18 protein-coding genes are annotated in these 20,243 nt (G+C 69.6%); 12 read left to right on the forward strand and 6 right to left on the reverse strand.

The window, feature by feature from the left end; genetic code table 11:
* A partial coding sequence (locus tag AC0662_RS05605) for a hypothetical protein (RefSeq protein WP_478298765.1) occupies positions 1 to 622 on the reverse strand: 622 nt, incomplete at its 3' end.
* Positions 623 to 1,873: 1,251 nt separating this feature from the next.
* On the opposite strand from AC0662_RS05605, the gene AC0662_RS05610 reads away from it, so the two are divergent.
* Genes AC0662_RS05610 through AC0662_RS05620 form a run of 3 tightly spaced genes read left to right on the forward strand, consistent with a single transcriptional unit; the run spans position 1,874 to position 3,030 of the window.
* On the forward strand, positions 1,874 to 2,281 hold the full coding sequence (locus tag AC0662_RS05610; protein ID WP_478298767.1) for a hypothetical protein: 408 nt from the start codon (positions 1,874 to 1,876) through the stop codon (positions 2,279 to 2,281).
* Positions 2,281 to 2,754: a hypothetical protein gene (locus AC0662_RS05615; protein WP_478298769.1), complete on the forward strand. Its 474-nt coding sequence runs from the start codon at positions 2,281 to 2,283 to the stop codon at positions 2,752 to 2,754. The genes AC0662_RS05610 and AC0662_RS05615 overlap by 1 nt, the downstream gene beginning before the upstream one ends.
* Complete coding sequence (locus AC0662_RS05620) at positions 2,755 to 3,030, forward strand: hypothetical protein (protein ID WP_452198597.1); 276 nt, start codon at positions 2,755 to 2,757, stop codon at positions 3,028 to 3,030.
* Between the two features lies 1 nt (position 3,031).
* Here the strand turns inward: AC0662_RS05620 and AC0662_RS05625 are convergent, their stop codons facing one another.
* Positions 3,032 to 3,940: a hypothetical protein gene (locus AC0662_RS05625; RefSeq protein WP_478298771.1), complete on the reverse strand. Its 909-nt coding sequence runs from the start codon at positions 3,938 to 3,940 to the stop codon at positions 3,032 to 3,034.
* A 101-nt stretch (positions 3,941 to 4,041) separates the two neighbouring features.
* Between AC0662_RS05625 and eccCa the strand changes: the two genes are divergently transcribed.
* The 6 genes from eccCa to AC0662_RS05655 all read left to right on the forward strand — a co-directional run bounded on the left by eccCa (position 4,042) and on the right by AC0662_RS05655 (position 13,114).
* Positions 4,042 to 8,088: a type VII secretion protein EccCa gene (gene eccCa, locus AC0662_RS05630; protein WP_478298773.1), complete on the forward strand. Its 4,047-nt coding sequence runs from the start codon at positions 4,042 to 4,044 to the stop codon at positions 8,086 to 8,088.
* Positions 8,085 to 8,489: a hypothetical protein gene (locus AC0662_RS05635; RefSeq protein WP_452198603.1), complete on the forward strand. Its 405-nt coding sequence runs from the start codon at positions 8,085 to 8,087 to the stop codon at positions 8,487 to 8,489. Before eccCa ends, AC0662_RS05635 begins: the two co-directional genes overlap by 4 nt.
* Position 8,490: 1 nt before the next feature.
* On the forward strand, positions 8,491 to 9,543 hold the full coding sequence (locus tag AC0662_RS05640) for a DUF6177 family protein (RefSeq protein ID WP_452198604.1): 1,053 nt from the start codon (positions 8,491 to 8,493) through the stop codon (positions 9,541 to 9,543).
* Positions 9,544 to 9,571: 28 nt separating this feature from the next.
* Positions 9,572 to 10,894 carry a type VII secretion integral membrane protein EccD gene (eccD, locus tag AC0662_RS05645; protein WP_478298775.1) on the forward strand — a complete coding sequence of 441 codons (1,323 nt, stop codon included), beginning with the start codon at positions 9,572 to 9,574 and terminating at the stop codon, positions 10,892 to 10,894.
* Between the two features lie 12 nt (positions 10,895 to 10,906).
* Positions 10,907 to 12,433: a MinD/ParA family ATP-binding protein gene (locus AC0662_RS05650; RefSeq protein WP_478298777.1), complete on the forward strand. Its 1,527-nt coding sequence runs from the start codon at positions 10,907 to 10,909 to the stop codon at positions 12,431 to 12,433.
* Between the two features lie 126 nt (positions 12,434 to 12,559).
* On the forward strand, positions 12,560 to 13,114 hold the full coding sequence (locus AC0662_RS05655; protein WP_478298779.1) for a Rieske (2Fe-2S) protein: 555 nt from the start codon (positions 12,560 to 12,562) through the stop codon (positions 13,112 to 13,114).
* Between the two features lie 85 nt (positions 13,115 to 13,199).
* Here AC0662_RS05655 and AC0662_RS05660 read toward each other — a convergent pair whose 3' ends face one another.
* Both AC0662_RS05660 and AC0662_RS05665 read right to left on the reverse strand, forming a co-directional pair.
* Entirely contained in the window at positions 13,200 to 14,387 is a 1,188-nt protein-coding gene (locus tag AC0662_RS05660; RefSeq protein ID WP_452204818.1) for a S8 family peptidase, read from the reverse strand.
* A 194-nt stretch (positions 14,388 to 14,581) separates the two neighbouring features.
* Positions 14,582 to 15,037 carry a DUF6194 family protein gene (locus tag AC0662_RS05665; protein WP_478298782.1) on the reverse strand — a complete coding sequence of 152 codons (456 nt, stop codon included), beginning with the start codon at positions 15,035 to 15,037 and terminating at the stop codon, positions 14,582 to 14,584.
* Positions 15,038 to 15,119: 82 nt separating this feature from the next.
* Between AC0662_RS05665 and uvrC the strand changes: the two genes are divergently transcribed.
* The 3 genes from uvrC to AC0662_RS05680 are packed head-to-tail and all read left to right on the forward strand — an operon-like array spanning position 15,120 to position 18,978.
* Positions 15,120 to 17,174, forward strand: coding sequence for an excinuclease ABC subunit UvrC (uvrC, locus tag AC0662_RS05670; RefSeq protein WP_452204815.1), 2,055 nt, complete (start codon positions 15,120 to 15,122; stop codon positions 17,172 to 17,174).
* Positions 17,174 to 18,040, forward strand: a complete 867-nt coding sequence (rapZ, locus tag AC0662_RS05675) for an RNase adapter RapZ (protein WP_452204813.1) — start codon at positions 17,174 to 17,176, stop codon at positions 18,038 to 18,040. The genes uvrC and rapZ overlap by 1 nt, the downstream gene beginning before the upstream one ends.
* Positions 18,037 to 18,978, forward strand: a complete 942-nt coding sequence (locus AC0662_RS05680; protein ID WP_452204812.1) for a gluconeogenesis factor YvcK family protein — start codon at positions 18,037 to 18,039, stop codon at positions 18,976 to 18,978. Before rapZ ends, AC0662_RS05680 begins: the two co-directional genes overlap by 4 nt.
* Here the strand turns inward: AC0662_RS05680 and AC0662_RS05685 are convergent.
* Both AC0662_RS05685 and AC0662_RS05690 read right to left on the reverse strand, forming a co-directional pair.
* Entirely contained in the window at positions 18,971 to 19,720 is a 750-nt protein-coding gene (locus AC0662_RS05685; RefSeq protein ID WP_452204811.1) for a hypothetical protein, read from the reverse strand. The two genes, AC0662_RS05680 and AC0662_RS05685, sit on opposite strands and share 8 nt — an antisense overlap.
* Positions 19,717 to 20,214 carry a SigE family RNA polymerase sigma factor gene (locus AC0662_RS05690; protein ID WP_452204810.1) on the reverse strand — a complete coding sequence of 166 codons (498 nt, stop codon included), beginning with the start codon at positions 20,212 to 20,214 and terminating at the stop codon, positions 19,717 to 19,719. Before AC0662_RS05690 ends, AC0662_RS05685 begins: the two co-directional genes overlap by 4 nt.
* Positions 20,215 to 20,243: the final 29 nt, after the last annotated feature.

Genomic DNA, 20,243 nt, shown 5'->3' on the forward strand with positions numbered 1-20,243 from the left:
TCAGCCGCATGCTCAGGGTCAGCCGAACCAGCCGTACGGTCCCGGGCAGCCCGGTCAGCCGCACGCACCGGGTCAGCCGCAGCAGCCGTACAGCCCGGGACAGCCGAACCAGCCTTACGGTCCGGGGCAGCCGAGTCAGTCGTACAGTCCGGGGCAGCCGGGTCAGCCGCATGCAGCGGGCCAGGCGCAGCAGCCGTACAGCCCAGGGCAGCCGAACCAGCCGCACGCTCCGAGTCAGCCGAGTCAGTCGTACGGTCCGGGGCAGCCCGGTCAGCCGCATGCTCCGGGTCAGCCGCAGCAGCCATACGGTCCGGGACAGCCTGCTCAGCCGCACGGTCCAGGGCAGCCGCAGCAGCCGTACGGGCCGGGTCAGCCGAGTCAGTCGTACGGGCCGGGTCAGCCGGGTCAGCCGCATGCGCCTGGACAGGCGCAGCAGCCGTATGGGCCGGGTCAGCCGGGTCAGCCGGGTCAGCCGGGTCAGCCGCATGCGCCTGGACAGGCGCAGCAGCCGTATGGGCCGGGTCAGCCGAGTCAGCCGTACGGGCCGGGTCAGCCGAGTCAGCCGTACGGGCCGGGTCAGCCGAGTCAGCCGTACGGGCCGGGTCAGCCGGGTCAGCCGCATGCGCCTGGACAGGCGCAGCAGCCGTATGGGCCGGGGCAGGGTTCGTTCGGACCTCAGCACCCGGGGTATCACCCGCAGAATGACTTCGGTCCGGGGGGTCGGCAGCCGGAGGGGCAGTTCGGTCCTCCGGGCAGTCAGCAGCCGGGCAACTACCCGGCGCAGCAGCCTGGGCAGTTCGGGCCGCCCGCGCACGACCCGCGACAGCCGAACCAGTTGGGTCAGCCGCAGCCGGGGTATGACCCACACCAGCCGCAGCAGCGCGGGTATGACCCGCGGCAGCGGCAGGAGCCGGGGTATGACCCGCGTCAACAGGCGGGGTATGACCCGCAGCGGCAGCCTGGGTATGACCCGCAGCGGCAGCCTGGGTATGACCAGCGGCGGCAGCCTGGGTATGACCAGCGGCAGCAGCCTGGGTATGGGCCGCGGGAGACGCCGGAGTACCCGAACCAGCCGGGTGGGTTTGGGCCGACCGGGCATCAGGGTGAGCAGCCGGGGTTTGGGCCGGCTGGGCATCACCCTGAGCCGGATTACGGGCCGCCGGGGCAGCGGCAGGAGCCGTGGTACGAGCCGCGGCCGTCGGAGCAGTACCCGCCGCGGCAACCGGATCCGTATCAGCAGCCAGGTCAGCCGTACCAGCATCCTGGACAACCGCATCAACAGCCGGGGCAGCCTGGTTACGATCCGCGGCAGGCGTATGACCCGCAGGGCTTTGGGCCGTCTGGGCGTCACACGCCGAATGAGCCGCCGAGGTACGGCAGTCAGCAGCCGTACGGCGGTGCGCCGCACGCTGGCGAGCCGGGCTTTGGCGGTACGCCGCATGCCGGGGAGCCGAGCTACGGAGGTTCTCCGCACGCCGGTGAGCCGGGCTATGGCGGTACGCCCCATGCCGGTGAGCCGACCTCTGGTGGTTCTCCGCATGGTGGCGAGCCGAGTTATGGCGGTGCGCCGCATGCGGGTGAGTCCGCCGGTGGTGCGGGGCAGGGCGAGGCGTCGTACGGCGGGGCTCCGGGGGATCGGGGTCCTGGGCAGGGGCAGTCGGAGTCGCCGGCGGCGCCGGGTGACGGGCCGGGCGCGGGCGCGACGGATGGCCCGGGCGAGGGTGTGACCGAAGGCCCAGGCGCGGCTGCGACCGATGGGCCCGGTGCCGGGCAGGAGTGGCGGGCTAGTGATGCGCAGTTTGGGGTTAGTACTAAGGAAGGGTTTGATCCTGCGTTCCATCACAAGGCGTTGGGGGAGCAGTGGGCGCCGAGTGTGCATGATCCGGACGGGCAGTTCCAGCCGAAGGAGCGGGAGATCGCGGATCGGCTCGAGGAGGAGGGCTGGCGGGTCGATGCCCGCAAGCAGGACGACTCGAAGCAGAAGATGCGCAACCCTGAGTCGATGGTGCGTAAGGATCCTGCCGACGACGGTCTGATCACCGAGTTCAAGACGTTGGAGAGCGGCGAGCCGGGCGCGATCCGGCGGAACATCAAGAAGGCCGCGAAGCAGGTCCCGGAGGCGGACGGCGAGGCGGTGATCGACGGCCGCAACGTGGGGTTGACCGAGGAGATGGTCGACCGGGCGTACGCGAGTCACGAGCGGCTGAACGATCGCCGGCCTGCGAAACTGCACGTGATCCTGGCCGACGGCCGGATGATCACTTATGAGAGGAGGGGCTGATGTCCGAGCAGGAGAACATCTTCCTGCAGTCGTCCGCGACTGCTGAGGAGGAAGCGACCAGGCTGCGGGAGCTCCTCGGACTGGAGCCGATCCCGGACTCGTCGGGTGCCGGGCCGGACGAGTTCGGACTGCGCGGCCCGGCCGCGACGGTCGACGGCGTCCTCGGCTACATCGTGCAGCCGAACGACCTGGTGGTGGAGGAGGACGCTCAGGCGACCGACCACTACCCGATCGAGATCGAGATCTGGCTCGGGAACGACGAGGCCGTTCAGCGGCACGAGGCGCGGTTGGTGTTCGACCGGCTGGTCGCCGCCCGTCCGGACGTGCCGATGCTGCTGTGCCATGACCTGGACGTTCTCGTCGCGGCGTACCGGCCGGGTCAGGGCGTCCACGAGTTCCCGGCGGGTACGACGGTGGACGCTCCCGACGCCGCGCAATGGCGGCCGTGGGTCGTCGCGGGTCAGGAGGTCTGAGTGTCCGGGGCATACGGAACGCAGGTCATCGAGTCGGTCGCGGTACGCCGTCGGCGGCTGCGCGAGGCGTGGCTGTTCGGCGCCGAGCGGGCGAAGAACACCTTGAACGAACAGACCGGGCGGGTGCTCGCGAGCGTGATGATCGCGGCGCTGGCCTGTGCGGGCTGCGCCGGGGTGTCGTACTTCAAGTCGTCGCAGGCCAAGGAGAAGGAGCAGCAGCAGCCGGCTCCGGCCGCGACGACGTCCGGTCCGGTCAGCCCGTCGCCGAAGAAGTAGCTCAGTGCGAACGACCGAGGTCACCGGACTGGCGACCGAACAGATACCGCAGCCAGGTCCGGCGCGGCTGGGGCTTGAGCGCGGCTGGCAGCAGAGCTGTCGGGGGCGTGCCGAGAGTGACCGGCACCTGCACCATCTGGTCGCCTTGGAGCCAGTACAGGTCCGGCGAGCACTGGTCGGGCGCGTCGCGGTAGCTGTCGGCGATCCATCGCACCAACGTGTCCGCGCGTTCCTGGCCGGCGTCGGCGGGGCAGTAGGCAACCATGCTCAGCCGCGGTACGCCGATCAGTACGCCGGCGCCCGTCGATGCCTGCGGCAACAAGTTCTCCCGGTCGACGACCGCCATCGACACCAGCGGATCGTCCGTACGGCGGAGGACCGAGATCCCGTCCTGGTCGCGCGCTACCAGCGTGGAGATGTCCGCGAGGCTCAGCTGCACCGGCGACGGTACGCCGGGATCGCCGAGCCCGAGCATCGATCGGCGGACCACGGTCAGTCGCCGGAACTCGTTGCCGGTACCCACGAACACCACGACCTCGAAATGGTCGCCGAACGGGATCAGCGCGTCGGCGACAGGCCCCGCGGTACGGGCCGACCAGCCCCGCTGGACGAGCACCGCGCGTTGCCGTTCCGCGACATCGCCGAAGCGGTGTTCCTCGGTCGCGAGCTCGCCCTCGGCAACGACCGCGTGCAGCCAGGCCTCGATCTGTTCCGGCCATCGGCCGGTTGGTAGCTGGAGGCAACGATCTACGATCTCACCGACCCCGACCACCGCGGACATCTGCAACGCGCCGCGTCCCCAGCCCACCTCGACGGTGCGTTGTTCGACGTCGACAACGCAGCCTGGCAACCAGATCGGCGCCATGTCCGCGATCATTTCGACCACGGTGGAATCGTCTGTTCTTGTCATCCGATGACCTCACCCACCATTACAGTGTCTCGCACATCCGTCCGTAAGAAGTACGAAGTCCCCCGCGCGAACGCGGGCTGGTCCAGCGGAGGAAAACCCTAGTGGCAAGCCGGATCGTGCACCGCCCGGCGCGGCGTACACCTGTCCCGGGCGGACAGCAGCAGCGCGTGATCGAGCCGGCACCGAGCCTCGGTGGCAGCGGCGGCGCAGGGGGCGGCGGCGCCTTGCAGATGCTGCTGCCGATGGTGGGCAGCGTCGGATCGGTCGCGATGATGACGATGGGCCGCTCCGGCCCGATGGTGATGGTGGGCGTCGGCCTGCTCGCCCTGACGCTGCTCGGCTCCGTCGGCGGCATGATCACCTCCCGTGGCAGGGGTGGCAAGGATCGCAAGAACCAGCGCACCCGATACCTCGACTACCTGGAGCGGATGCGCGACGACTTCGTGAAGTCCGAGCGTACGGCGCGGGCGCAGGCACTCGAGCTGAACCCGCCGCCGGACGCGCTGCTGGACTGCGTCGCGGACGTGTCCCGGCTCTGGGAGCGCCGCCGTACGGACAGTGACTTCCTGCAACCGCGGTGTGGCAGCGGCCGGGTCCCGGTCGTCCCGGCAATGGTCGGTCAGGGTGGGTCGGCGATGGAGCCGCCGGACCAGTTCATGATGGCCGAGGCGAACGCGCTGGTACGGCGTTTCACCGAGATGCCCGACATGCCGCTGACCGTCCCGTTGGACCACGTCGGCAACGTGAGCATCGTGGGGGACCGCGAGGGCGTGGTCCGGGTGGCTCGCTCCCTGCTCCTCCAGGCAGCGGTGTTCCACGCGCCGGAGGACGTGTCGATGGGCGCGGCCTACCCGCCGCAGGCGATGGCCGACTGGCAGTGGATGAATTGGCTCCCGCACACTCAGGACGCCGAGCGCCGGCAGGGCCCGACACCGTTCCGGCGGATCGCGGAGACGCCGGCGGAGCTGTCGCAGCTGCTCGCCGACGACCTCGGCGAGCGCGTCCAGTGGGCGACCGAGTCGCGTCGCGGGTCCGTGGACTTCGAGGACCGCCGCAAGCTGACCCGCCGCCTGCTCGTGCTGCACGACACGTACGGCGATGTCTCCGCCGAGGTCCGCCCGCAGGCCGACGACTCGATCGTCCCGGGTGAGCTCGGCGTGACCGTGCTGCACCTGGTCGCCGACCGGCTGCAGGAGCCGAGCTCGGTCACGATGCGGATCACGGTGTTCGGCGACCAGGTCCGGATCGAGGACCTTCGCGGGCCGTACCCGATGGCCGCGAGCGGTCAGGTGGACAAGACCGAGGCGGCGATCGCCGAGGGCATCGCCCGGGAGCTCGCACCGGTGCGGCTGTCGGCGGAGTCGCTGGAGGAGGACGGTCAGCACGACGACGTCGACTTCATGGGCCTGATCGGCATCAACGACGTGGCCCGGCTGGACTTCAATCATCTGTGGCAGGCGCGCTCGGACCGGATGTTCCTCCGGGTCCCGCTCGGCGTGGACGACAGCGGCGAGGTCGTCCAGGTCGACCTGAAGGAGTCCGCCCAGCTCGGTATGGGTCCGCACGGTCTCTGCGTCGGTGCGACCGGTTCCGGAAAGTCCGAAGTACTGCGGACGATGGTGATGGCGTTGATGGCCACGCACAGTCCCGAGGACCTGTCGTTCGTGCTGGTCGACTTCAAGGGTGGTGCGTCGTTCGCGCCGTTCGAGCGGGTGCCGCACGTTGCGGGCATCATCACCAACCTGCGGGACGACGCCAGCCTGATCGAGCGGGCGTACAAGAGCCTCGAGGGTGAGGTGCAGCGCCGTCAGCAGGTGCTGAAGGACGCCGGCAACATCGCGAACATCACCGACTACCGGCTGCTCCGGCAGCAGCGGCCGGAGATGGCGCCGCTGCCGCACCTGTTCGTGATCATCGACGAGTTCGGTGAGCTGCTGAACGAGCGGCCGGACTTCATCGACCTGTTCCTGTCGATCGGCCGGATCGGTCGATCGATCGGTGTGCACCTGCTGCTGTCCAGCCAGCGGGTCGAGTCGGGCAAGCTGCGCGGTCTGGAGACCTACCTGTCGTACCGGCTCGGTCTGCGGACGTTCTCCGAGGAGGAGAGCCGCACCGTGCTGGACACCACCGACGCGTTCCACCTGCCGCCGCTGCCGGGCTTCGGGTTCCTGAAGGTCGACACGAGCGTGTACCAGCGGTTCCGCGCGGCGTACGTGTCCGGTGCCTACGTGCCGCCGAACGACGAGGTCCTGGAAGAGGACCACGAAGACGCCCGCCCGTACGAGCTCCCGCCGTACCAGCTGTCCGAGGCGGAGCTGGACGCGGCCAAGCCGGCCGAGATGAAGGCCACGGAGCGTACGACGGGGCCGACCGAGCTGAACGTGTTCGTCGACCAGGTCCGCAAGGCCGCACAGCAGGTCCTGAAGATCTGGCTGCCGCCGCTGCCGGCCGCCTGCACGCTGGACGGTCTGGGTGGCCGAGCCGACTTCGTGAACGGCCGTGGCCTGCAGCTGGCGGTCCGGTCGCCGCAGATGATGCCGCCGGTAGGTGTCGTGGACGATCCGGCGAACCAGCGCCAGGAAGTCTTCCGCCTGGACCTGACCCGGGCCGGCGGTCACGCCGCGATCGTCGGCGGACCGGCGTCCGGCAAGACGACCGCGCTGCGGACGCTGGTGACCTCGCTGGCGCACACGCACACGCCGCAGGAGGTCGCGATCTACGCGCTCGACCTGGCCGGCGGCGGTATGCAGGCGCTGTCCGAGCTGCCGCACGTCGGCGGCGTCGCGCTCCGTACCGACCGGGAGCGGATCCGGCGGACGGTCGAGGAGATCCGTGGGATGATCGATCAGCGCGAGCGGGTGTACCGCAACCACTCGATCGACACCATGGACGCGCTCCGCAAGGACCACGCGGCTGGCGCGATCCCGGAGCTCCCGACGGCCGACGTGGTGCTGGTGATCGACAACTACGGCGCGATCCGGACCACGTTCGACGAGCTGGACGAGCCGCTCACGGACATCCTGCAGCGGGGCAGCAGTTACGGCATCCACGTGGTGACGTCGATGATGCGCTGGAACGACGTCCGGATGCAGAACCAGTCGATGTTCGGCACGATGGTCGAGCTGCGGCTGAACGACCCGTCGGACTCCAACATCGACCGACGGCTGCAGGACGTACTGCGCAAGGCGGGTCCGGGCCGGATGCTGGTTCCGGGGAGCAAGCTGTACGGGCAGTTCGCGCTGCCGCGGGTCGACGGCGTACTGGACGACGAGAACCTGTCCGAGATCCTCGAGGCGCAGGCGCTGACCGTCCGGTCCACCTGGCAGGGGCCGCGCGCTCCGCAGGTGCGGATTCTGCCGCTGCAGCTGCCGCGGGTCCAGGTGGGCGACGACATCCGGCGGCCGGCCGTCGTACCGATGGGTGTGGACGAACGGGCGCTGGCGCCGGTGTATCTCGACCTCGAGGGCCGGGACACGAACCTTGTGGTGTTCGGCGACAGCGGCTCGGGCAAGACCAACATCGTGCGGCTGATCGCGCAGCAGTTGATCGAGCGGCACACGTCCGACCAGCTCGTGTTCGCGGTCATGGACCCGAGGCGCGGCCTGCGGGAGTTCGTACCGGAGGCGTACACCGGCGGCTACGCGCCGACCGGCCGGATGGCTGCCGGCCTGGCCAACGGGGTGTCGCAGGAGCTGGCGAAGCGGATGCCGGACGACACCGGCCAGATCCCGGAGGCGGGTCAGGGCGGTCCGCGGATCGTCGTACTGGCCGATGACTACGACCTGCTGACGTCCGGTGGGCAGTCGCCGATGGACGCGTTCCTGCCGTACGTCGCGTCGGGCCGGGACATCAAGCTGCACTTCATCGTGACCCGGCGTGCCTCGGGCGCGTCGCGGCAGATGTACGAGCCGTTCCTGTCCGCGGTGATGGAGTCCGGAGCTGCCGGTCTGGTGCTGTCCGGCGACCGCAGCGAGGGGCAGCTCTTCACCGGCGCCTACCCGGGCGACTACCCGCCGGGACGCGGTCTGTTCGTACGACGCGGCGACGGACCGCAGCTGGTGCAAACGGCCATGTCCGACCCTGCCGCGTCCGGACCAGCGAATCCTGCGCCGGCAGACCCGGTCCAGAGCAGTGGAGGAACGCTATGACCTACGACCTCGTGGCACTCGTCGACGGGCGGCCGTCGAGTGACGACGTACTGGCCGGGCTGTCTGCGGCGGGCGACACGCTCGGTGTCCGCGCGGTCAGCGGCGGCGCCGTCGTCCAGCTGTGCGGCGAGGACAACCTGCCGCTGGTGTCGATCGAGCTGCCGTTGCTGATCCAGGTGCCGGGCGAGGTCGAGCGGATGCTCGGTACGTCGGTCGGCGCAGTGGAGACACCGGCGTGGTGGGTGGAGATCCGCGCGACGGCGCGGGACGGCGCCCGTGAGCTCGCCGAGAAGTACGCGACGACGCTGATCAACCGGCTCGGCGGCAAGGTCTGGACGTCCGAAGGCATTCGGACCGCCGAGGACGAGCAATCGCAGGGCACGAACGAGGGAACCGACTGACATGCCGAACGAACTGATCTTCAGCCCGGGCGTCGACCTGATCACCGAGAGAGTCGCGGTGGTCATGCAGGACCGCCCGGTGATCGGCATGTCGGCCTGGCTCAGCGACGCGCTGACGTCGGCGCGGGTCGAGGAGCGCGACGTCCAGCTGGTCACGCCGAAGCACTCGCGGCTCACCTGGCCGGTGCGGTCGGGGCTGTTCCGAGGGGCCCTCTCGCGCTGGGTCGTGACCGGCAGCGACGGCGAGTACTACGACGGGCTGAACGGCATCCGGCTGACGTGGAACGGCGACCAGTTCCTCGCCGAGGCGCCGGCGACGCCCGATCAGCCGACGTCGGACCAGCACCCGGAGTACGTCGTCGAGGACGACCTCTTCGGTCACCTGCAGCTCACCGTGCGGGTCCGGCACAAGCCGGTCGACAACCTGGTGCTCGGCGAGGTCGCCGACCGGCTGTTCACCAAGACCACCGGCAGCGGTCCGGCCGGCTGGTCGACGTCGGAGCCGGTGACCCAGCCGTGGAGCCGGGAGGCGCTGACGGAGTATTGCCGGGACCGAGCGCCGAGCCCGACCTGGCTGGTCGTGTCCGGGCAGCCGGGTGCCGAGTTCCAGCCCGCGGTCGGCACGCTGGAGGTCCGCAGGGTGAAGTCCGGCGTCGACGAGACGCTGACGCTGTCCGTCGCCCAGCCCGGGATGGACTTCCCGAACATGAACCTGGTCGGCGAATGGATCGACGACGTCGCCGACAACCTCGAGCTGGTGTCGGCGATGGTGGTCGGCGCGTACGGCGAAGCGGACGGGACGTACCGGCCGCGCTTCGTCGGCCTGAGCAGCCCGATCGGGATGGCCGCCGGGAACGAGGCCGTCCAGGCCAACGGGCTCGACAAGATGCTGAGCCTGAAGGGCGGCGAGCGCGCGCTGGCGATCGGGCCGGCGCACACACCGGCGATCTGGTACCCGATCGGCGACGGCCGGGACCCGGGCGACTGGGACATCTACACCGAGCTGATGAAGAGTCTCATCCCCGCCGACGCGGCGGCGGTGGCCAAGGCGTGACGAACGACGAGAACGGGAGCAGTCAGGGATGAGCACCTACAGCCGGGTGACGGTGATCGGCGAGCGTCGGCGCCTGGACGCGGTGTTGCCGGCGGACGAGCCGCTCGGCGTACTGCTCCCGGACCTGTTGCGGATGCTGGACGAGCCGATGCAGCAGACCCCGCAGCGGCGGTTCCTGACCACCGCGACCGGCGTCCTGGTGCCGCCGGAGGGGACGCTGTCGTCGGCGCAGATCATCGACGGCGCGGTACTGCGGCTCGCGGCGGAAGGCGAACTGCCGCCACCACCGACCGTGTACGACGTGACCGAGGAAGCCGTCGAGGACCTGAAGCGCCGCGGCGCGGCGTTCAAGCCGAAGCACCGGCAGGTCCTGGCCGGCGCCGGTCTGGTGTTCTCGATCATCGCGGGCGCGATCTCGCTGCTGGTGGCCGCTCCGCACGGCGTGACCTCGGCGATCCTGCTGATGATCGCGGTGATCGCCGGGTTCATCGGCATCGCGCTCGGCCGCAGCGGCAACAAGCTCGTCGCGATCCCGCTGGTCACGGTGGCGACGGTCGTACTCGCGCTGGCGGTCGGTTTCTGGGCGTTGAACGCGGGCTGGGAGATCGGGCTGGTCATCACGATCGGTGCGCTCTGCCTGGCGTTCGGGCCGATGTTCTACGCGGCTGCTGGGGTAGCGGGCGGCGGTGTGGTCGCGAGTGCGACGGCGGTGCTCTTCGTCGCGGTGTGGATGATCGGCGCTGGGACCGACCTCGCCATGGACCGGGCCGGTGCACTGGCGGGACTGCTGGCGGTGCTCCTGCTCGGGCTGCTGCCGCGGATGGCGCTGGCGCTGTCGGGGCTGTCCGGTCTGGACGACAAGCGCGCGTCGGGCGGGGAGATCATGCGGGGCGACGTCCAGAGTGCGCTGAACGCAGCGCACCTCGGGCTGGCGCTGGCGACCGTACCGATCGCGGTGTCGACGGCGGTGGCCGGGATCATGCTGCTGCGCGCGGGCGGGTCGTGGGCGGTGGCGCTGGCACTCGTACTGGCGTTCCTGCTGGCGTCGCGGTCCCGGATGTACCCGCTGGTCAGCGAGGTCGCGGTGCTGTTCGCGTCCGCGTTCACGATCGTCTCGGGGTGCGTGCTGATCGCCGCGGTGAACGGGCAGGGTGGTGCGTTCATCGCGCTCGGGCTGCTCGTCCTGGTCGCGATGATCAGCGCGATCGGTCTCAGTTTCGCACCGGCCGAGCACGTCCGTGCACGGCTCACGCAACTGCTCGACTATCTTGAGGTCGGGGCCATCATCGCGACGGTCCCGCTGGCGCTGGGTGTGTTCGGCGTCTACTCCAAGTTGCTGCACGCGTTCTGACGTTCGGATGGAATGACTGAATCGAACTGGCAGGGGGACATGCTGCGCCAGATGGCGGAGCAGTCACCGGCCGAACAGCCCGACCGGCCCGAGACCCAGCCGGTGCCGCCCCCGGCACCGGGCGGGCAGGGCGACGCCGTGGTGCCGCCACAACAGGCGGCGCCGCCAGAGCAGCCTGGGCAGTGGGGACAGCAGGGGTACGAGCAGCAGGCGCCGTACCCTCAGCAGCCTTACCAGGAGCAGCAGCCGTATCCGCCGCAGCAGTACCAGGGGCAGCAGTACCAGCAGCAGCCCTACCAAGAGCAGCCGTACCAGCAGCCTTATCCGCAGCAGGGGTACGAGCAGCAGGGCTATCAGCAGCAGCCCTATGAGCAGCAGGGGTACCAGCAGCAGCCGTATCAAGGGCCGCCGCCGCAGCAGCAGGGTTACCCGCCGCAGCAGTACCAAGAGCAGTACCCGTATCAGCAGCAGCCGTACCCGCCGGAGCAGTACCCGCAGCAGCAGTACCAGCAGCAGGCGCCGTACCAGAAGCAGTATCCGCCGCAGCAGGGGTATCAGCAGCAGTACGCCCCGCCGTACGAGCAGCCGCCGTTGGACGAGCAGTATCCGCCGCAGGGTCAGCACAACCCCGGGCAGCTGCCGCACCAGGACTTCTACGACCAGCCACCCCAGCAACCCGCCGGCGGCAGCTGGGCGACTCCGCCGTCGCCGCAGTCCGACCAGACCGGTACGCCGCTGCAGGAGCCGGACGGTGACTCGGTCTTCCGGCGCTTCCGTCGCATCGCCTCCGAGGCCGCCTATCTCGTCGGTGGCTCCGGCCGTCTGCGTCGCGACGTCGACAGCATCGCCAGCATCCGCCGGCCGATCGCGATCATGCGCCGCATCGGCGTGCTGAGCCCGGTCACCAACGCCGGTACGTCGACAGTCACCGCACTGCTCTCGACGATCCTCAGTGTCCAGCGCTCCGACCGGGTCGTCGCAGTCGACGCGGATCCGGGCGGCGCTGAGCTGTCCCGTCGACTCGAGCCCAGCCTCGGCGCCGGCCCGATCGAGGGTGTCTCGCTGGTCCGCAGCGAAGGCACCGCTGACGCGCTCCGTGCGACTCTCGCCGAGGTCCAGGGCCAGGGAGCGCGAGACGTCGGCCTCGCGGTCGTCGACTGCCCCGGCAGCATGTTCGACGAGATCGGCTCGGAGATGGCCTCGTCCGGGCACTGCGCGGTGCTCGTCGTACCGTCCCCGCAGCACGTCGCGGAGTACTGCCTGGCGCAGCTCGACCAGCTGCCCGCGGAAGGCCAGGACATCCTGCTCAACCGGGGTGTGATCGTGATCAGCGTCGTCCAGAACGTGCACCCGGGCTCCGTGAACTGGCTGGTCGAGCAGTTCCAGCGCCGCGGCATGGAGCCGGTCGTGATGCCGTACGACGCCCACATCGCGACCGCCTGGCCGCTGCAGACCGGGCAATTGCAGTCCGAGACCCGGCAGGCGCTGCTGGAGCTCGCCGCCCGCGTGGTCGAGACCGTCACCCGCGCTGCCAGCTGATTCACAGGAAACCTTCAAACAGCGGTTCAATCCGAACCCGTTTGAACCGTTCGGCTGATCCGGTCGTTTGACTCGGTACATAGCGTTCAACTACTTCGACCAGCAGGCTCTTGGAGGTCCAGATTCATGAGCGATGACACGATGGCACCGGACACCACCCCGCAGCAGACCAGCGCGGGGGAGGACGGCCTGCGCGACCGGCGGACAGTGCTCCGCTGCGCCGCGATGGCCGCCCTGGTCGGTGCCGGCGCGCCGATCCTCGCGGCCTGCGGCGGCAGTGACAACGCCTCCGGCGGCGGTGGTACGTCGCCCTCCGCCAGCGGGTCGAGCTCCGCGCCGACCACTGGCACGTCCTCGTCCGCGCCGTCCAGCAGCGCCCCGGCCGGCGGCGGTACGGTCCTCGGCCCCGTGTCCGACGTACCTGTGGGTGGCGGGAAGGTGTTCACCGACGCGAAGGTCGTGGTGACCCAGCCGACGGCCGGTCAGTACAAGGGGTTCTCCGCGATCTGCACGCACCAGGGGAACCCGGTCGGCTCGGTGGAGGGCGGCCAGATCGTCTGCCCGTTCCACAACAGCCATTTCAGCATCACCGACGGCAGTCCGGTCAGCGGTCCGGCACAGACCCCGCTGCCGGGCGTCAACGTGGCGGTCCAGGGCAGCAACATCGTGCAGTCCGCCTAGTACGGCCGCCTAGTAGGGGCACGCGAAAGGGCCCGGCCAGGGCCGGGCCCTTCCGCATCAGGGTGAGGGGATTGTCAGACCGGCGTCAGGACTGCGCGGGGTCGGCCTTGCCGACGAACAACAGTTTGTTCGGCGAGCCCGTGCCCGGGTCGCCGACCTTGTCGGGCGTCCCGTTGGCGACCAGCGCCTTCGCGACGTCGGCAGGCGTGGCGTCCGGGTGGTCGGCCAGGTACAGCGCGACGCCACCGGCGACGTGCGGCGTGGCCATCGACGTACCGCTCATCTTGGCCGTCGAGTCCGGGTCGGTGATCCCGACCGAGGTGATGTCCACACCCGGCGCGAACAGGTCCACGCACTTGCCGAAGTTCGAGAACTCCGCGCGCTTGTCCTGGTTGTCGGTCGCGCCGACGGTGATCGCTGAGGGCTCCCGGGCCGGCGAGCCCTGGCAGGCGTCCGCGCTTTCGTTGCCCGCAGCAACGGCGTAGGTGACGCCGGCGCCGACCGAGGCCTTGACGGCCGCGTCCAGCGCGTCGTCCGCGCCGCCGCCGAGGCTCATGTTCGCCACCGCGGGCTTCTTGGCGTTCTTGGTCACCCAGTCGATCCCGGCGACCACGGACTCGGTCGAACCCGAGCCCTGGCAGTCGAGTACCCGGACACCGATGATCTTCGCACCCTTGGCCAGGCCGTACGTCGTGCCCGCGATGGTGCCCGCCACGTGGCTGCCGTGGCCCATGCAGTCGACGCCGTTCTGGCCGTCGCCGACGGTGTCGGTGCCGACCGAGGCGCGGTCACCGAAGTCCTTGTGCTTGGCGTAGATGCCGGTGTCGATCACGTAGACGTTGACGTTCTTCGCGTCCGACGACGGCTCGTACTTCTTGTCCAGCGGCAGGTCGCGCTGGTCGGCCCTGTCCAGACCCCACGGCGGGTTGTCCTGGCTGACCTTGATCTTCTGGTTCTGCTGCACATAGGCGACACGGGAGTCACCGGCCAGCTTCTTCGCCTGGTCCTCACTCATGGCGGCGGAGAAGCCCTTGATCGAGGACTCGTACTGGTCCTTGACCTTCACGTCGTAGCTGGTGGCCAGGCCCTGCGTGGTGACCCGGGTCTGGGCCTGCGAGCGCTGCGCCTTCAGGACGACGATGTAGCTGCCGGGGATCGCGTTCGGGTTGCCGGCGCCACGGATCGACACCGGTGCCGGTTCGGCTGCGTCACTGCCGGCCGCGGTGGCGACCGCACCGGTGACGGCTAGCGCGGACGCGGCTAATGCGCCCAAAGAACGACACAGCACGGCGCGTGGTACACGGGGGAATGGGGACATGGGCGGAACTCCCTCGAGTCAGCGCGGGGCCTTGTTGCCTCACGCAAAGGACCTGCACATCTACCCTGGTTCACACGCTAGGGAGCGCGCCCATCCCAGCCGGGGGTCAACCCAGGCTTATGAGTCAACCCGCAACACGACCGCAATCTTCACCGGGTTTGGCGCGCCTGCTGGTTGGTGAACCTCCGCGCCGCGAAGGCGTACGACTCCTCGATCAACGGTTGCAGCTGGTCCAGACCGGTGGGGTTCACGATCGCGACCCAATGCTGTGCGGCATAGAACGGATGCGGCATCAGGGTGTCGCGCGCCGCGTAGTCGTGGCCCGAGTCGAGCACCCAGTCGGTGTCGCGCTCGGTCGGTGGCGGCCCGAACAGGCCGACGTACGTCGCCTTGGTCAGGCCGAGGTTGAGCCGGAAGGCGCCGGGCTCGTCGAGGCGGGAGACCTTCTCGTAGTGGTCGCCGGTCACGATGGTGGCGAACGGTTGCTGCCGCTCCGGTGGCAGGTCGGCGGCGGGGTCGTAGAGGTAGAACAGGTCGTCCTGGGCCTCGAGCACCCGGACACCGTCGTACGAGCGGAACATCCGATCCAGTTCTTCGATGGTCATACCTTCAAGTCTGTCATTGAAGCTGCAATAGAGACTTCGGCCGAATTCCGGATTTGTCGGCGACCCGAACTAGGGTGGTTGGGTGGCTGATCCGTCCTCCTACCGTCCCGCTCCGGGATCGATCCCGGACTCACCCGGCGTCTATCGCTTCAGCGACTCCGCCGGCCGGGTGATCTACGTCGGCAAGGCGAAGAACCTGCGCGCCCGGTTGTCGTCGTACTTCCAGGACCTGGTGAACCTGCATCCCCGGACGCAGGCGATGGTGACGACCGCGTCGAAGGTCGAGTGGACCGTCGTCGGCAGCGAGGTCGAGTCGCTGCAGCTGGAGTACTCCTGGATCAAGGAGTACGACCCGCGCTTCAACGTGAAGTACCGCGACGACAAGTCGTACCCGTGGCTCGCCATCACCCTCAACGAGGACTACCCGCGGGTGATGGTCGGCCGCGGCCAGAAGAAGAAGGGCGTGAAATACTTCGGTCCGTACAGCCACGCGTGGGCGATCCGGGAGACCGTCGACCTGCTGCTCCGGGTGTTCCCGATGCGTTCGTGCAGCAAGGGCGTGTTCAACCGGCACCGCCAGATCGGCCGGCCCTGCCTGCTCGGGTACATCGGCAAGTGCGCCGCGCCCTGCACCGGTCAGGTGAGCCAGGAGGAGCACCGCCAGATCGTCGACGACTTCGCGGCGTTCTTGTCCGGCCAGACCGCGACGTACGTGCGCCGGCTGGAGAAGGAGATGAGGGCCGCGGCCGCCGAGCTGGAGTACGAGCGGGCCGCGAAGATCCGCGACGACCTGGCCGCCCTGGAGAAGGCGCTGGCCAAGAACGCGGTCGTCCTCGGCGACGGCACCGACACGGACGTGATCGCGCTCAGCGAGGACCCGCTCGAGGTCGCCGTGCAGATCTTCTACGTCCGTGGCGGCCGGATCCGCGGTGAACGCGGCTGGATCGCCGACAAGGCCGACGGTACGGCGACCACCGCCGACCTGGTCTCCCGCTTCATCCAGCAGATGTACGCCGACGACTCCGTCGACGCGATCCCGCGGGAAATCCTGGTTCCGACGATGCCGGACGACGCCGACGCGCTGACCGAGTGGCTCGAGGGCATCCGCGGTGCGCGGGTGTCGATCCGGGTCCCGCAGCGCGGCGACAAGAAGGCGCTGATGGAGACCGTCGAGCGCAACGCGCTGCAGACGCTGACGATGCACAAGACCAAGCGGGCCAGCGATCTGACCACCCGCAACCAGGCGCTGGAGGAGATCCAGGCCGGGCTCGACCTGCCCGAGGCGCCGCTGCGGCTCGAGTGCTACGACGTGTCGAACCTGCAGGGCACCGAGGTGGTCGCCTCGATGGTGGTCTTCGAGGACGGCCTGCCGCGCAAGAGTGAGTACCGGCGGTTCGTGATCAAGGGCGTCGAGGGGCAGAACGACGTCGCCTCGATCGCCGAGGTGCTGACCCGGCGGTTCAAGCGGCTGCTCGACGAGCGGGCCACGTTGCAGGCCAGTGAGCAGGGCGACGGGCTGGGCGAGGACGACCCGTCCGCGGCGCTGATCGACCCGGAGACCGGGCGGGCGAAGAAGTTCTCGTACGCGCCCGGTCTGGTCGTGGTCGACGGTGGTCCGCCGCAGGTCGCGGCCGCGCGGCAGGCGATGGACGAGCTCGGCCTCGGTGACATCCCGGTGTGCGGTCTGGCCAAGCGGCTGGAGGAGGTGTGGCTGCCGGACGAGGAGGATCCGGTGATCTTCTCCCGCACCTCTGAGGGGCTGTACCTGCTGCAGCGGCTCCGTGACGAGGCACACCGGTTCGCCATCACGCACCACCGCAACCGGCGGTCGAAGTCCATGGTGGAGAGCGTTCTCGACGAGGTTCCGGGGCTGGGCGAGGTCCGCCGGAAGACACTGCTGAGGCATTTCGGGTCGTTGCGGAAGTTGCGCGCGGCCACCATCGACGAGGTCGAGGCGTTGCCCGGATTCGGGCGGCGTACGGCGGAGTCCGTCGTACTCGCGGTGAACGTCGCCGCAACGAAGGCGGAATCCGGCCGGGCGCCATCGGTGAACACGGCCACAGGCGAGATACTGGACGACGACGTCCCGGCGCCGGCCGCGACGCCCGACGGGGACCCAGGGAGAACAGAGAACTGATGGACGACACGGACGGCAACCTGATCATCGTGTCCGGGATGTCCGGCGCGGGACGCAGCTCCGTCGCCGACGTACTGGAGGACCTCGGCTGGTTCGTCGTCGACAACCTGCCACCGATGTTCCTGACCACCATCGTCGAGCAGGTCGTCGGGACCGGCGCGGCACCGCGGCTCGCGGTCGTCGTCGACGTCCGGACCGGCCTGTTCTTCGACGAGCTGAGTTCGGCGATCCACGACCTGCGGCTGAAGGGCTTCCGCCCGCTGACGCTGTTCCTGGAGGCGTCCGACGACGTGATCGTGCGCCGGCAGGAGAGTGTCCGGCGGCCGCACCCGCTGCAAGGCGAGGGTCGGCTGCTGGACGGTATCCAGCGCGAGCGGGAGCTGCTCGGCGACATCCGGGCCGGCGCCGACCTGGTGATCGACACCTCGAGCCTGAACATCCACCAGCTCGCCGCGAAGATCGTGAACGCCTTCGGGGACGAGGAGAACGCCGAGCTCCGGGCGACCGTGGTGTCGTTCGGGTTCAAGTACGGCATCCCGGTCGACGCCGACGTGGTCGCGGACATGCGCTTCATCCCGAACCCGTACTGGCAGCCCGACCTGCGCCCGATGACCGGGCAGGACCAGCCTGTGTCAGACTTCGTGCTCGGCCATCCGCTGGCCCAGCAGTTCCTGCAGAACTACGTGGACGTGCTGGACACCCTGCGGACCGGCTACCTGAACGAGGGCAAGCGCTTCGTCACCGTCGCGATCGGCTGCACCGGGGGTAAGCACCGCAGCGTCGCGATGGCCGAAGAGATCGCCCGGAGGCTGCGCGAGAAGGGCTCACCGACGTTGGTGGTACACCGAGATCTGGGGCGGGAGTGACGCGGGCTCCGCGAGTAGTTGCTCTGGGTGGGGGACACGGCCTGGCCGCGTCCCTGTCCGCGCTGCGTCATGTCACCGATCAGCTGACCGCGGTCGTCACGGTCGCCGACAACGGCGGCTCGTCGGGGCGGTTGCGCCAGGAACTCGGCGTACTGCCGCCGGGCGATCTGCGGATGGCGCTCGCCGCGCTCTGCCGCGACGACGAATGGGGGCGGACGTGGGCCGACGTCCTGCAACATCGCTTCCGCAGCAACGGTGAACTGCACGACCACGCGGTCGGCAACCTGCTGATCGTCGCGTTGTGGGAGCTGCTCGGCGAAGCGGTCGACGGACTGGACTGGGTGGCCCGGCTGCTCGGTGCGCAGGGCCGGGTGCTGCCAATGTCCGCCGTACCGCTGGACATCACCGCTCGGGTGCTCGGGCTGGATCCGGAGCACCCGGAGGCGATCACGGAGATCCGGGGTCAGGCCGAGGTGGCGACGACCGAAGGTCATGTGGTCGACGTCGCGCTCGACCCGGCCGACCCGCCGGCTTGTCCCGAGGCTCTGGTTGCTGTTGCAGAAGCTGATTGGGTCGTGGTGGGTCCGGGGTCGTGGTTCACGTCCGTCATACCGAATCTCCTGGTCCCTGAGCTCAGTCGCGGCCTGGAGCGGACGAGCGCGCGCCGGCTCCTGACGTTGAACCTGGGGGAGCAGAAGGGCGAGACCGACGGCTTCTCGCCGGAGACGCACCTGGAGGTGCTGGCCGCGCACGCGCCGGATCTCCGCGTCGACGTTGTCCTCGCCGATACCGGTCACGTGCCCGACCCCGAGTCACTCCGCCGTACGGCGCAGTCCCTCGGGGCCGAGCTGGTGATCGCGGACATCGCCGACGACGACCGCGACATGCACCACGCGCCGGACAAACTGGCGAAGGTCTACCGCGAGATCCTCAACTAGCCGGAAGGACGAGTCTGCGTTCCAGCACCTGCCGACCGGCGGCGTCGTACCCGCGGACCAGCGACTTCGGGGCGCTCGGGTCGTAGCCCTGCCTGCCGAACGCGAAGAAGCCTTCACGGCCGACCAGCCCGGCCCGCACCCTGCCGTCAGGGGTGTCGGCGACAACGGTCACGAGGCTCGTCGGCCCGCGGCTCGAGTCGGTCCACCGCGGGAGCAGGTCGTCGCCGTGCCGATTCACCAGGTCTTGCCGCGCCGCTGACACGTGGCCGCCGCCTTCCTGTTCGCAGCCTGCGGCGACACTGTGGTCCGCGGACAGGAGTACGGCGTAGAAGCGCTCGCCGACGCCCGTCTTGAGGACGACGTCCCAGGCGCCGTCGATCGGACCGGACTTGTCCCAGGAGGCGGGCGTATGGTCCGCAGTTGCGCACCGTTGGCGGATGGCGTCGTCGCTCAGCGGGCTGATCGGCGGCGCGGGCTGGAGGACCTTGCCGGTCTTGACGTCGATGGTCACCGTGCTGGTCGGAGTCCCTGCTACCGGGGCCGGATCGGCCTGGTGGATCGGCCAGGCGTTGACCGCGCCGGCGACAGCCACGACGGCGACGGCCGCGGATGCGATCGCTGCGACGCGACGTCGCCGTACGGACGTGCGCCCGCGGCGGACGATGTCGTCGACCGAGAGGTGCAGCGGCCGGTCGGTGTCGTCAGCAGCTTCGGCGAGGCGGCGTTCGAGGTCAGTGGTCATGATGGAGTCCTTTCGCCGAGGATCTCGCGGAGGCGGGTGAGGCCGCGGGAGGTCTGACTCTTCACGCCGCCGACGCCGACGCCCAGAACGTCGGCGGTCTGTTCGAGGCTGAGGTCGGTGTAGTACCGGAGGACGACGCACGCCCGCTGGCTCGGTGGCAGTGCGGCGAGTGCCTGGACGACGAGCATCCGGTCGTCGACTGTGCCGAGCGGATCAGCCGGGACGATCGGATCGTCGGTGTCGACCAGTCGCTCGCGGCGCCACGGCCTGCGCGCCTGGTTCAAGACCGCTGTGACCAGGCACTTGTGCGTGTAGCTGTTCAGACCTTGGGCGCGGTCGATCCGATGCCAGCGCTGGTACACCTTGACCAGCGCGTCCTGGGCCGCGTCCTCGGCCCGATGCCAGTCGCCGCACATCAGGTACGCCGTTCTGCGCAACCGCCGAATCATGCCGCTCGCGAACTCGGTGAACTCGGCTTCGTCCGATGCCTTCATGCCCCTCCTCCCACGATGTCGCCTGAGTA

It is taken from the genome of Kribbella sp. NPDC043289 (assembly GCF_056436705.1).

Coding starts and splice junctions, on each gene's coding strand:
- eccD (WP_478298775.1), top strand. CDS start 9,572: ATGAGCACCTACAGCCGGGTGACGGTGATCGGCGAGCGTCGGCGCCTG.
- AC0662_RS05635 (WP_452198603.1), top strand. CDS start 8,085: ATGACCTACGACCTCGTGGCACTCGTCGACGGGCGGCCGTCGAGTGAC.
- AC0662_RS05690 (WP_452204810.1), bottom strand. CDS start 20,214: ATGAAGGCATCGGACGAAGCCGAGTTCACCGAGTTCGCGAGCGGCATG.
- AC0662_RS05640 (WP_452198604.1), top strand. CDS start 8,491: ATGCCGAACGAACTGATCTTCAGCCCGGGCGTCGACCTGATCACCGAG.
- AC0662_RS05665 (WP_478298782.1), bottom strand. CDS start 15,037: ATGACCATCGAAGAACTGGATCGGATGTTCCGCTCGTACGACGGTGTC.
- AC0662_RS05685 (WP_452204811.1), bottom strand. CDS start 19,720: ATGACCACTGACCTCGAACGCCGCCTCGCCGAAGCTGCTGACGACACC.
- rapZ (WP_452204813.1), top strand. CDS start 17,174: ATGGACGACACGGACGGCAACCTGATCATCGTGTCCGGGATGTCCGGC.
- AC0662_RS05615 (WP_478298769.1), top strand. CDS start 2,281: ATGTCCGAGCAGGAGAACATCTTCCTGCAGTCGTCCGCGACTGCTGAG.
- AC0662_RS05650 (WP_478298777.1), top strand. CDS start 10,907: ATGACTGAATCGAACTGGCAGGGGGACATGCTGCGCCAGATGGCGGAG.
- AC0662_RS05625 (WP_478298771.1), bottom strand. CDS start 3,940: ATGACAAGAACAGACGATTCCACCGTGGTCGAAATGATCGCGGACATG.
- AC0662_RS05655 (WP_478298779.1), top strand. CDS start 12,560: ATGAGCGATGACACGATGGCACCGGACACCACCCCGCAGCAGACCAGC.